Genomic DNA, 12,880 nt, shown 5'->3' with positions numbered 1-12,880 from the left:
CCGACCGGCCCCAGCCTCACCCGACAAGGCGGACATTCGCTTGGGCCGGAGCCGCAGGCGTGGCGCCGCGACCCGGCCCACCGGCAATTTCTCCGGGCGTTTCGGCATGACGCATGCCTGCCCTATCCATGGACCACACGCCAGCCAACGAGCTGCTGGCGATGACCGCCTCGCAGTCACCCACTGAGCCGTGGATCCCACATGCTGCGGGAACGGTTGCGACGGCAACGAGGGCGACCGGGCCGGGGCGATAAACCGGCAGGCGAACGCCAGCGTGCCGCTGGCCGATGGAACGTGGCCGGCGACCGCCGCCATGCCAGGCAACGATCCCCGGCGGCGGAGACTCGCCGGACTGGGCCACTCGTGCCGATGCAGCGATGCGACCAGCGGGCCACCGCATGCAATCCGCGTCGACGGGCACCCTCTCCTCCGGGTTTCGTCGCTGCCGCCAGCTACGGAGCATGGTTCCGGTCCGATCGGAGCGGCGGGCGCCATGGACGCTGCATGCGGCCGGGGTGCTGCCGCCACGTCACCTCGATGGACCCGGCGACTCCGACCGCCCAGCGATGCCCGCATGTACCAACCGCGGTGCTACGCCGTGGAAACGGCCAGGGCATGACGGCTCCGTCCTGGCCCGGATGCCTGGAATGAAATGCCCGACAAGCAAACGGGGGCCGGTCTCCGACCGGCCCCCGAAATCACCCGTCCAGTTTGTTTCTCAGATCGCAAGCCAGATATATGCATACAAGGTGTTGTTGTCGCTGGCCTTGCGCCCGGCACCATCCACGTTGTGAACGAGACCGCTGAACTTGGTGTAGTAGGTGTATTGCAGTCCGAAGCGGACGTTTGCGTACGGTTCCATCCAGGACGTGGACTTGCCGAATGGGTTGTAGTCGAACTCCAGAATGCCACCTTGGGTATTCGGCGACCCGTTGTTGCCGTAAAGCGTCAGATCGTTGCTTCCGTTGTTGACGAACTGGCCCAGGGTGAAGCCGTACGTGTTGCGGAACCAATAACTGCCCTTGATATTGAACGAGTCCAGATTGTCGTGCAGATTCGAGGAACCGCCGCCACCGTAGGTGTTGTTCAGCGTCTGCCTCTCGTGGACGTACAGGCCGTCGACCGTGACGACGTTGTCGCCCTTGAAGTACTGGTAGTCGCCCGAGAGTCCCACGTCGTTGAAGTTGTCGGTCGGGCCGGCCACTGGAATGGCGTTGCCGTTCAGATCGGTGCCCAACGGGCCGCGCTTCATGTTCAGCAGGAACCCGCCGAACGTCAGGTTGCCATGCGGAACCTGCCATGTATAAGCGGCGCGGGCATACGGAGCCACCCCGGAGAGCCTGCCGTCATACGGGCCGTTGACATGATGCGCCCAAGCTACCGAGAGAGACCGGTAACCGCCCGCTTCGAGGTAGAGCTTGCCATCGACCTGGACATACGCCGTGGCGCCGATCGACTGGCCACCGAGACCGCCGAACAGCATGGGTGCCGCCGGCGCACCCGGGGCCAGGTCGGCGGCCATGTAGGGATAGATCCACGCCGGTGCCGAATTGAAGGCATCGCTGACCGTCGGATTGTTGTTGATCGAAATACCCCAGGTGCCGTTGTGGTCACCATGGCTGAACGGGGTGGCGTAGCGCACATCGGCGTTGTCCCAGCCGAGTAGCCCGCCGTTTTCCGAATAGGTCGCCTGGACAAAGGTGCCCATGTGATCGTTCAGGCGGCCGGCCAGGAATACCGATGCCTGCTGCAGTTCGAGGTTGTTGTTGGTGCCGAATCCGTTCGCCGGTGGCGCCGTCTGCGCCTTCGCCGTCTGCGTGAACGATTCGACCAGCATCAGCGACAGCGGCACATCGGCCTCGTTGCCAACCTTCATCGTGTAACCGTTGATCTTGAACTCGCGCCCGAACGGCGTCAGTTCGGGACCGAAGCCACCGACATGGCAGGCAGCGCAGGGCTGGTGCGTCTGCCGCGCATACGTCGGCACCGCCAGGACCAGGGTGGGCGCGAGCAGCAAGCAGGCCGCAGCGGCGAGCTTTTGCAACCAGGAGATGTCTTTCCCCTCCCCTGAAGGGTGCCGCTTCATCATTACAGACATGGCAGTCAGCTCCATTTGGCGGATTGTTAAGAAATCGTATGGAAATGTAAGGCTAATCGGTATCTCCCCATTTGATTATGGTCAATTGAATGATCTGCCAGCGCGTGAAGTTGCAAGGAGCTCTTCAGGTGCCCGCCGCGAATACGGGCGCCTGGTCGCCGGAACGACGGGCCACACCAGTTGTTCGAGACATCCTAAAACCTCGCGGACCGACTGCCCGTCCGAGCGGACGCGTGTTCCGGGCGCTGTTTGACTTGGCGTTGACCGTCCGGCTCCGGCCGCTGGCCTCGTGCCGGTCAGAATGACGCACGCTGATCAGGATCGACGGGTTTGATTCATCCACTTCGTCGGTGCGCGCACCGTCATTCGGGTGCGGTCTGGAAGCTCATCAAGCCATCCATACGGGCGGGTCACGCAAAGCGCGACGCTGGTTTCGGCCTTCCCATGTACGCCTCAACGGATTTCGGCTTGACCTGCCGTTCGGCTGTTGAAAAACGTCCCGCCGGAATGACGCCAACGGCGACTCGGGGCCGACCTCAGGCTGCGCGACGCCCAAAGACCAGGTGCAGCCCGAACAGCATGAACACCGCACCGGCGCAGCCGTCGATCCAGCGACTCAGGCGCAGGTAGCCGCGGCGCATCGCCGGCAGCGCGAACACGCCGGCCACCAGCGCGAACCACAGCAGGGTTTCGGCCACCACCATCAGCCACAGGCCCCAGCGCGCGCCGGCACCGAGCCGGCCGCCCACGAAGGCGGAGAAGATGCTGCCGAAGTACACCACCGCCTTGGGGTTGGCCAGGTTGGTGAACAGGCCGTTGCGCAGCGCATGCCAGGGGCCGTTGACCAGGCGTACCACGCGCACCGTGGTATCGCCGGCGGGCGAGGTCAGTGCGCCTCGCAGCATCTTCAGGCCCATCCAGCACAGATAGACGCCGCCGCACACGGCGATCGCGCGCTCCAGCCACGCCAACCGGTGCAGCAGCAGTTGCAGGCCGAGCAACGCGAATGCCGCCCACACCGCAACGCCCAGTGCGATGCCCACCACGCCGGCCAGCGCCTCGCGACGCGAGTGGCTCACCGCGGTCTGCGAGACGTAGAAGAAATCCGGGCCGGGGCTCATCAGGGCGATCAACTGCACCGCGGCGATGGTGAGGAACAGGCTCATGGGCAGGCTGCGCAACAGGTCGCGGAGGGCGAAGTGTAGCCTCCAGCGGCGGTGCGGCGCGCCTTGCCGGGTTCCCGGAGATTCCTCTACCCTGCCCCGATCCGAGCAGCATGGCCACGGGACCGTCCCCGGCCACACAGGGGATACCGACATCCATGAGCCTCAAGCTCCGCCTCACCGTCCTGAACTTCCTGCAGTACTACATCTGGGGAGCATGGCTGCTCACCATCGGCACGTGGTGGTTCCAGACCCTGCACTGGTCGGGCACCAGCTTCGGCGCGATCTTCTCGACCATGGGCATCGCCTCGCTGTTCATGCCTTCGCTGGCCGGCATCGTGGCGGACAAGTGGATCAACGCGGAGCGCGTGCACGGCCTGTTCCACATCCTGGGTGCGGTGGTGCTGCTGGCGATACCGCGGGCAAGCGATCCGCAACAGATGTTCTGGGTGGTGCTGCTGTACATGTGTTTCTACATGCCGACGATCGCGCTCTCCATCGCGGTGGCGTTCAACGCGCTGAAACGGGAGGGTATGGACGTGGTGAGCACCTATCCGCCGATCCGCGTGTGGGGCACGGTGGGTTTCATTGCCGGCACGTGGACCACCAGCCTGTTCGGTTTCAAGGCTTCCGCCACGCAGTTCGAGGTGGCCGCAGCCGCTTCACTGCTGCTGGGCCTGTATGCCTTCACCCTGCCGAAGTGCCCGCCCAAGCTCGATGCCGCGCACAGCCGCAGCCTGGTCGACCGGCTCGGCCTCACCTCGTTCGCGCTGTTCAGGGACCGCAACATGGCGGTGTTCTTCGTCTTCACCATGCTGCTGGGCGCGGCGCTGCAACTGACCAACGCCTACGGCGACGCCTTCCTCAGCGACTTCGTGAAAGTGCCGGCCTACGCGAACCTGCTGACGGTGAAGTACTCCACCATCATCGTCTCGATCTCGCAGTTCTCCGAAACCGCGTTCATCCTCACCATCCCGTTCTTCATGAAGCGCTTCGGCATCAAGGCGGTGATGACGATGAGCATGCTGGCCTGGGTGCTGCGCTTCGGCCTGTTCGCATTCGGCAACCCCGACCCGCTGGGCGGGCTGTGGATGGTCGTGCTGTCGTGCATCGTCTACGGCATGGCGTTCGACTTCTTCAACATCTCCGGTCAGCTGTTCGTCGAAAGTCAGGCCGACCCGAAGATCCGTGCCAGCGCGCAGGGCCTGTTCATGCTGATGACCAACGGCGTGGGTGCGGTGCTGGGCAGCCTGGCCGCAGGCTTCGTGATCGACCACTTCTTCACCAACCACGCCTGCAACGACGCCGTGCTGATCTGCAAGGACTGGCACGGCATCTGGCTGGCGTTCGCCGGCTACGCGCTGGTGATGGCGGTGCTGTTCGTGCCACTGTTCAGGCACCGGCACAACGTGGTCGCCGCCCACGCCGTGCCCACGCACTGAGCGCCTGCCCGCCGCCCCGGGCTCAACCCGCCAGCTTGCTCGCCTCCACCCGGTCGCGGCCGCCGGACTTGGCCGAGTACAGCGCCAGGTCGGCGGCGCGCATCCAGCTCGACAGGTCGTGGCAGCGCGTGCCGTCGAACTGCGCCACGCCGATGCTGATCGTCAGCCGGGCCACCGGCAGGTCCTGCGGCAACACCAGCGCGGCGACTCCCGCGCGCAGCGTCTCGGCCAGCCGCATGCCGGCCGCCAGGCCCGCCTGCGGACACAGCACGGCGAACTCCTCGCCGCCGATGCGCGCCACGAAACAGCAGTCGTACACCGCAGTGCGCAGGTAATCGGTGAGCAGCCGCAGCACGCGGTCACCCTGCAGGTGGCCGATGCTGTCGTTGATGCACTTGAAGTGGTCGATGTCGATCAGCAGCAGCACGTGCGGCGCCGCGTTCGCCTCGCGCGGGCTGCCCAGCAGCTCGGTGGCGCGCTGCTGGAACGCGCGCCGGTTCGCCATGCCGGTGAGCGGATCGCGCAAGGTCTGCGCCTGCAGCTCGGCGGCATGCCGGCGCTGCGCGCGCAGCAGCAGCGCGAGCAGGCCGACGATCAGCAGCAAGGCCGCCGCCAGCAGCGCGATCGTCGTGTTGACCAGGCGCTGGCGCTGCTGCTGTTCGCGCCGGCGCGCCGCGTCGGCCTCCGCCGCCTTGAGCTGCAGGTCCTTCAGCTCGTTGGCGTGCTCCAGCTCGCTGATGCGCAGCTCCTTCTCGCGCGCGGCATAGCGCTGCTCCAGCTCGACCTCGATCGCCCGCAGCGCCGGCGTGTCGACCGCGCTGCCGAGCCGTGCCGCCTCGCGCTCGTCGGCCAGCGCCTGGCGCAGGTCGCCCGCCTGTTCGGCCAACCGGCTCTCCACCTTCAGCATGTCGACCAGCTGGCCGTTGATGCCCGCCGTGCGCGCCTGCGCCACGACTTTCCGCATCTGCTCGTACGCCTCGCGGTGGCGGCCCAGCGCCGCCTCGGCCCTGGCGATGTCGGCGCTGGAATTCAGCGCGTCGCTGATCCGCCCGGTGGCCAGTTCCTGCTTCAGCGAGGCGCGGGACAGCGCCAGCGCCTCGCGCGCGCGCCCCTGCTTCAGGTACATCTGCGCCAGGTTGTCGCCCACCATCACCACCAGCTGCTCCGCCTTGGCCCTGGCGAAGTACTGGCGCGAGCGCTCGTAGGTCGCGGCGGCGTCGTCCACCCGGTCCATCGTGGCCAGCGCGATGCCCACGTCGTTCTCGGCATCGCCGATGCCGTAGTCGTCATTCAGCGCACGATAGGCCGTCACCGCCTGGCGGCACAGCGGCAGGGCCTTGGCCGGCTTCTCGTCGAGCGCATAGGCATCGCACAACTGGAAGCGCGCCCAGGCCACGATCTCCGGATCGGACTCCCCGAGCACCTTGTCCGCCGCCTTCAGGGCCTCGCCAAGCCCGTCGCCGACGCCGTTGGCGATGTCGTGGCGTGCGCGCAGGAAACCCGCGGCCGCGGCGGCCACCGGGTCGTTCGCCACGGTGGCGAGGCCGTCCAGGCGCAGCGTGGCCTCGGCCAGTGCCGCATCGTCGTTGCTGTTGATCGCGGCCGTGCCCATGCCCCACAGCAACTCGCGCTCGCGCGCCGGCGGCAATTCGATGCCGGCCTGGTCGAGCTGCTGGCGCACCGCGTCGATCAGGCCATGCGGATCGGTCACGGCGCGCTCGCGAAACGCGTTCATCGACGTGGCGACGGCCGGCGTCGCCATCAGCGTCAACAGCAGACCCAGCCACGCCCCCCGAAGCATCCGAAGTCCATTCCCTGCCAAGCGTTTCTCGTGGCGATCATAGCCATTCCGGGCCGCCACCACACTCGCCACGTACAATGGGCGGATGCAGATCGGCCCCTATCGTCTCGACCCGCCGCTGGCGCTGGCCCCCATGGCCGGCGTCACCGACAAGCCGTTCCGCCTGCTGTGCAAGCGGCTGGGGGCGGGCCTGGCCGTGTCGGAGATGACCACCGCCGACCCGCGGCTGTGGAGCACCGCCAAGTCGCTGCGCCGCATGGACCACGCCGGCGAACCCGAACCGGTGAGCGTGCAGATCGCCGGCTACGACCCGGCGATGCTGGCCGAGGCGGCGCGCTACAACGCGGCGAACGGCGCGCAGATCGTCGACATCAACATGGGCTGCCCGGCGAAAAAGGTGTGCAACGTGTGGTCCGGTTCCGCCCTGCTGCAGGACGAGCCGCTGGTGGCACGTATCTGCAGGGCGGTGGTGGCCGCGGTGGACGTGCCGGTGACGCTGAAGATCCGCACCGGCTGGGACCGCCAGAACAGGAATGCGCTAGCCATCGCGCGCATCGCCGAGGACGCCGGCATCGCCGCGCTCGCCGTGCACGGGCGCACGCGTGCCGACAAGTACGAGGGCGAGGCGGAATACGAGACGATCGCCGCGGTGAAGGCCAGCGTGCGCATCCCGGTGTTCGCCAACGGCGACGTCACCACGCCGGAACATGCGCGCCGCGTGCTGGACGCCACCGGCGCCGATGCGCTGATGATCGGCCGCGGCGCCCAGGGCCGGCCGTGGATCTTCCGCGAGATCGCGCACTACCTCGCCACCGGCGAGAAACTGCCCGAGCCGACACCGGACGAGGTCGCCGCGATCCTGCTCGGCCACCTCGAACACCTCTACGCGTTCTACGGCGAACAGGCCGGCGTGCGTATCGCGCGCAAGCACCTGGGCTGGTACGCGAAGGACCGGCCCGAGAACGCCGCCTTCCGCCACGTGGTGAACCGCGCCGAAAGCGCGCAGGAGCAGCTGCGCCTCACCCGCGACTACTTCGACGCACTGGCCATCGGCGCGCGGCAGGCCGCCTGAGCCACGCCCTTGCGTTTGACTTCGGCCATCCAGACGGCTAATTTCTGCGACGCCGAAGGTAGCTATCTTTTCATGCGAATGAAGAGATAACTCAAGGGAAGCCGGTGCGAATCCGGCGCTGCCCCGCAGCGGTATGTGGAAACGACCTCCGTCACCAGCACTGGGTGCGACACGCCCGGGAAGCGACGGACAGTAGGCCGCGCAAGACGTCCACGAGCCCGAATACCAGCCTCGGCCGGAAGCGGCAACGCTTCCGTACGACCTGGCGTCTCCGCGGGGAGGGCCGGAGCCCGCGCGCTGTCGCCCCGGCGGCCCGCGCCGGCTTCGCCTGCCCGCGCCGCCGGTTCGCCCGCGGGGGCGAAGGTCAGCGGCGCTGAGCGATCACGCCCAGGCTCCCTTCGTTCCTCTTTGCCCAACATGCAAGAGGAATCATCCATGTCACTCGTTACCCACCTCGGCTTTCCGCGCATCGGCCTCAAGCGCGAACTGAAGCGCGCACTGGAAGCGCACTGGCGCGGCGAGGCACCCGCCGACGCCCTGCCCGACACCACCCGCATCCTGCGCGAGCGGCATTGGCAGCTGGCGCGCGATGCCCGCGTCGACGTCGTGCCTTGCAACGACTTCAGCCTGTACGACCACGTGCTCGACACCGCCGTGCTGTTCGACGCGATCCCGGACCGCTACCGGCCGGTGTTCGGGAAGAACCGTCTGGACGGCTATTTCGCCATGGCGCGCGGCCACAAGCGCGATGGCCACGACCTGCATGCGCTGGAAATGACCAAGTGGTTCGACACCAACTACCACTACCTGGTGCCCGAACTGCATGCCGGCCAGCACTTCACCCTCACCGGCGACAAGCCGCTGGCCGAGTTCCTCGAAGCGAAAGCGCTGGGACACCGCGCGCGGCCGGTGCTGCTCGGACCGGTGTCCTTCCTGCTGCTGTCCAAGACGGTGGATGGCAGCGACCGGCTCGCCCTGCTCGGCGCCCTGTTGCCCGCGTATGTCGTACTGCTGCGTCAGCTGGCCGCGGCCGGCGCGGACTGGGTGCAAATGGACGAGCCCTGCCTCGTGCTCGACCAGGACGGCGACGCCCGCTCGGCGTACCGCCGCGCCTATGCGGCGCTCGCGGAGGCCGGCGGCCCGAAGATCCTGTTGGCCAGCTATTTCGGGGCGCTCGGCGACAACCTCGCGCTCACCTCCGAGCTGCCCGTGGCCGGCCTGCATGTGGATCTGGCGCGTGCGCCGCAGCAGCTCGATGCCGTGCTCGATGCACTCCCCGCCGGTCGCGTGCTGAGCGCCGGCGTGGTGGACGGCCGCAACGTGTGGCGCAGTCGCCCCGCCCTGGTGCTGCCGTCACTGCGCAGAGCACAGGCCCGGCTGGGCGACGACAACCTGTGGCTGGCGCCATCCTGCTCGCTGCTGCACGTGCCGATCGATCTCGCCGCCGAGACTGCGCTGGAGCCTGCACGCCGCGCCACGATGGCCTTCGCCCGGCAGAAACTGGAGGAACTGCGCGTCTACGCCGATGCGTTGGCCGGCCAGGTCGAGGCGGTCGCCGCGCTGGACGCGCAGCAGGCCCTGCTCGATCAGCAGGCGCGACAGCATGGCGTGCGCAATCCGGCCGTGCGCGCCCGCCTGCACGAACTCAGCCCGCAGGGCGCGCTGCGCCGTTCCCCCTACGCCACACGTCGTTCCGCACAGGCCTCGGCGCTGGCGTTGCCGTCGTTGCCTACCACCACGATCGGCTCGTTCCCGCAGACCGACGATCTGCGCCTGGCTCGCGCCGCGCACCGCGCCGGCAAGCTGGCCGACGACGCCTACACGGCGTTGCTGGAGGCGGAAATCGAGCGCGTGGTGCGCTTCCAGGAGGAGATCGGCCTGGACGTGCTGGTGCATGGCGAACCCGAGCGCAATGACATGGTGGAGTATTTCGGCGAGCAGCTCGACGGCTACCTGTTCACCAGGCTCGGCTGGGTGCAGAGCTACGGTTCGCGCTGCGTGAAGCCGCCGGTGATCTGGGGCGACGTGGCGCGGCCCGTGCCGATGACGGTGCGCTGGTCGACCTACGCGCAGTCGCTCACCGGGCGGCCGATGAAGGGCATGCTCACCGGCCCGGTCACCATGCTGCAGTGGTCGTTCGTGCGCGACGACCTGCCGCGCGAGACCGTGTGCCGCCAGATCGCGCTGGCGCTGCGCGACGAGGTGCACGACCTGGAGGCTGCCGGCATCCGGGTGATCCAGATCGACGAGCCGGCGCTGCGCGAAGGCCTGCCGCTGCGCCGCGCCGACTGGCCGGCCTACCTCGCCTGGGCGGTGGAATGCTTCCGCATCACGGCGGGCGGCGTGCGCGACACCACCCAGATCCACACCCACATGTGCTACTCGGAATTCAACGACATCATCGAGGCGGTGGCCGCGATGGACGCCGACGTGATCTCGATCGAGACCAGCCGCTCGCGGATGGAGCTGCTGGACGCCTTCGTGCGCTTCCGCTACCCCAACGGCATCGGCCCCGGCGTGTACGACATCCATTCGCCGCGCGTGCCGACACAGGCCGAGATGCTGGACCTGCTGCGCAAGGCGCTCAAGGTGCTCGATGCCGGCCAGCTATGGGTGAACCCCGACTGCGGCCTGAAGACCCGCGGCTGGGCCGAGGTGAAGCCGGCGCTGCGCGGCATGGTGGATTGTGCCCGCCGGTTGCGCACCGAGCTGGCCGCGACGGCCGACACCTGAACCGGCGCGCCCCCGTCCGCGCGCCGGGGTCGCGGCCATCCAGACGTCTGAACAGGTGCCTAACCCCTGCCCCGCCAGAATCCGCCGGGCTGCAAAACCGGGGGCGGCGTTGTATCATGCCGCCTTCTTTTATCTCTTTATCCGTACACGAGGATATAAATCGCGATGTCCAGCCATCTGTTCACCTCCGAATCGGTCTCCGAAGGCCATCCGGACAAGGTCGCCGACCAGATCTCCGACGCCGTGCTCGACGCGATCCTCGCGCAGGATCCGCGTGCCCGCGTGGCCTGCGAAACCATGGTCAAGACCGGCGTGGCGATCGTCGCCGGCGAGATCACCACCAGCGCCTGGATCGACCTCGAGGCGATCACCCGCAAGGTGATCCTCGACATCGGCTACAACTCCAGCGACGTCGGCTTCGACGGCGCCACCTGCGGCGTGCTGAACCTGATCGGCAAGCAGTCGCCCGACATCAACCAGGGCGTGGACCGCAAGAAGCCGGAGGAACAGGGCGCCGGCGACCAGGGCCTGATGTTCGGCTACGCGACCAGCGAGACGAAGGACTTCATGCCGGCGGCGATCTACTACTCGCATCGCCTCGTCGAACAGCAGGCCAAGATCCGCAAGAAGAAGAACTCGCCGCTGCCGTGGCTGCGCCCGGACGCGAAGAGCCAGGTCACCCTGCGCTACGACAACGGCGTGGCCACCGCGATCGATGCCGTGGTGCTCAGCACCCAGCACGATCCGGGCATCAAGCAGAAGGACCTGATCGAGGCCGTGCGCGAGCACATCATCAAGCCCGTGCTGCCGGCCAAGCTGCTGCACAAGGGCACCAAGTTCCACATCAACCCGACCGGCAAGTTCGAGATCGGCGGTCCGGTAGGCGACTGCGGCCTGACCGGCCGCAAGATCATCGTCGACACCTACGGCGGCTGGGCCCGCCACGGCGGCGGCGCGTTCTCCGGCAAGGACCCGTCCAAGGTGGATCGCTCGGCCGCCTACGCCGCGCGCTACGTGGCGAAGAACATCGTGGCCGCCGGCATCGCCGACCGCTGCGAGGTGCAGGTGAGCTACGCGATCGGCGTGGCGCATCCCACCTCGATCTCGGTCACCACGTTCGGCACCGGCAAGATCAGCGACGACAAGATCGAGAAGCTGATCCGCGCGCACTTCGACCTGCGCCCGTACGGCATCCTGCAGATGCTCGACCTGATCCACCCGATGTACCAGCAGACCGCCAGCTACGGCCACTTCGGCCGCAGCCCGGTCGAGGTCAAGGACAAGAACGGCAAGGGCTACACCGCGTTCTCGTGGGAAAAGACCGACAAGGCCGAGGCGCTGCGCAAGGCCGCGAAGCTGAAGTAAACCGTTCCGCCATTCGCTCCGGATGCAGCGCCACGGGCGTGCAGTCGGGGGGCGGAATCGAAACGGGCCGCGCAAGCGGCCCGTTTTCGTCTGGAGCCGCTCACTTCAAGCCCGCGGCCCGCTCGAAGCGCCGCACCAGTTCGCGCTGTCCTTGTGGCGCCGCGGCCAGCGACTGCCTGGCTCGCTTCGTCCAGCCGGAACCACGTCCGGCCAGGTCGCGCCACGCATCCAGCAACAGTGCCGGCGCGCGCTCCAGGTGCCAGTCGATCAGCGCCAGCGCCTGGCCGATGTCCTTGTTGTACTTCGGGTGCCGCGCACTGCGCTCAGCCGCCACCAGCAACTTGTGCAGGCCGTAGCGCGCCGGATCGGGCAGGTTCACCAGACAAGCATCGGCCACGTCCAGCAGCACCGCCTGCCCTGGCCGCTCCAGCAGGTAGTCGAGGAACTTCAGCGGCACCAGTGCCACGCCAAGGTCGGGCGCATGCACCATGTCCCGCTTGCGCCGTGGCACGGTAAGGAAATCGACGCGCAAATCCGGCCCGCGCTCGCTGACATACTGGCTGGCGAAGCCGCGGCTGCCGCCAAGCGCCGGCAGAAAACCCATCTGTAGGGAGGCCAGCGCATCGGGCATGTCCGTTTTCAAGTCGGCGGGCAGAGCCACCGCCACGTCGCCGCCCGGCCCCGCATGCGCGAAATCCAGATCCAGCGTGCGCGTGCCCTCTCCCCAGGCCACGCCCAACTGGTTGCCGATGGCGAGGAACGCGTGCGTGCCCACCAGCAGGCCGCCGGCGCGAAAGAACTGGTAGTCGGCAAAGCGCTTGACGATGCGAAATGGCTTGGCCGGCGTCGGCAGGTTGCCGTGCGCCACCGCTGCGCGCGCCTGCCGCGCCACCGCCTCAAAGGCTGGAGCAGGCCGCTCGCGCGCCTCCTCCAGCGCCGCGATGGCCGGGCCGCCCGGTCCCAGATAGTATTCGCGCTTGCGGCCGTCGATCTCCTTGAATTGCCAGTACGCGTAGCGACGCCCCTTGATCGTCTTCCAGCCGATAGTCCCGGTCAGCGAAGCCGGCGAACGCACCGCTTCGGCCACTTGCACCAGCTCCTGCAGCTCGGCGTAGGCGGTTTGCGCGGACGCAGGTAACTCGCGATACAAGGGCATGCAGGCACTCCCGTGGCTTGTCGCAGTTATACCACTCGAAACGGGTTGAG

Annotated in this window: 8 protein-coding genes and 1 riboswitch; of the genes, 4 read left to right on the top strand and 4 right to left on the bottom strand. The window is 67.7% G+C overall.

Annotation, left to right across the window (positions count from 1 at the left end; genetic code table 11):
• Positions 1 to 718: 718 nt before the first annotated feature.
• A complete protein-coding gene (locus tag ACQGNW_RS06585) occupies positions 719 to 2,113 on the bottom strand; it encodes a cytochrome C (protein WP_426662340.1) in 1,395 nt (464 codons plus the stop codon).
• Between the two features lie 521 nt (positions 2,114 to 2,634).
• Positions 2,635 to 3,264 carry a LysE family transporter gene (locus ACQGNW_RS06580; protein ID WP_426662339.1) on the bottom strand — a complete coding sequence of 210 codons (630 nt, stop codon included), beginning with the start codon at positions 3,262 to 3,264 and terminating at the stop codon, positions 2,635 to 2,637.
• A gap of 155 nt (positions 3,265 to 3,419) precedes the next feature.
• Here ACQGNW_RS06580 and ACQGNW_RS06575 point away from each other — a divergent pair, with 155 nt between their 5' ends.
• A complete protein-coding gene (locus tag ACQGNW_RS06575; protein ID WP_426662338.1) occupies positions 3,420 to 4,703 on the top strand; it encodes a nucleoside permease in 1,284 nt (427 codons plus the stop codon).
• Between the two features lie 22 nt (positions 4,704 to 4,725).
• Here ACQGNW_RS06575 and ACQGNW_RS06570 read toward each other — a convergent pair whose 3' ends face one another.
• Entirely contained in the window at positions 4,726 to 6,504 is a 1,779-nt protein-coding gene (locus ACQGNW_RS06570; RefSeq protein ID WP_426662337.1) for a GGDEF domain-containing protein, read from the bottom strand.
• An 85-nt stretch (positions 6,505 to 6,589) separates the two neighbouring features.
• On the opposite strand from ACQGNW_RS06570, the gene dusB reads away from it, so the two are divergent.
• From dusB to metK, 3 genes are all read left to right on the top strand, one after another.
• Entirely contained in the window at positions 6,590 to 7,576 is a 987-nt protein-coding gene (dusB, locus tag ACQGNW_RS06565; protein ID WP_426662336.1) for a tRNA dihydrouridine synthase DusB, read from the top strand.
• 39 nt (positions 7,577 to 7,615) lie between these two features.
• Positions 7,616 to 7,824, top strand: a riboswitch (cobalamin riboswitch).
• Between the two features lie 187 nt (positions 7,825 to 8,011).
• Positions 8,012 to 10,309: a 5-methyltetrahydropteroyltriglutamate--homocysteine S-methyltransferase gene (metE, locus tag ACQGNW_RS06560; RefSeq protein ID WP_426662335.1), complete on the top strand. Its 2,298-nt coding sequence runs from the start codon at positions 8,012 to 8,014 to the stop codon at positions 10,307 to 10,309.
• Between the two features lie 165 nt (positions 10,310 to 10,474).
• Positions 10,475 to 11,674 carry a methionine adenosyltransferase gene (gene metK, locus ACQGNW_RS06555; RefSeq protein ID WP_426662334.1) on the top strand — a complete coding sequence of 400 codons (1,200 nt, stop codon included), beginning with the start codon at positions 10,475 to 10,477 and terminating at the stop codon, positions 11,672 to 11,674.
• Between the two features lie 100 nt (positions 11,675 to 11,774).
• On the opposite strand, the gene ACQGNW_RS06550 is transcribed toward metK, so the two are convergent.
• Positions 11,775 to 12,830: a GSU2403 family nucleotidyltransferase fold protein gene (locus tag ACQGNW_RS06550; RefSeq protein ID WP_426662333.1), complete on the bottom strand. Its 1,056-nt coding sequence runs from the start codon at positions 12,828 to 12,830 to the stop codon at positions 11,775 to 11,777.
• Positions 12,831 to 12,880: the final 50 nt, after the last annotated feature.

The organism is Rhodanobacter aciditrophus (assembly GCF_050026795.1).
Classification (GTDB): Bacteria; Pseudomonadota; Gammaproteobacteria; order Xanthomonadales; family Rhodanobacteraceae; genus Rhodanobacter_A.
Note: the sequence above shows the minus strand (reverse complement) of the source record. Positions and strands in the feature narration are given on the sequence as shown.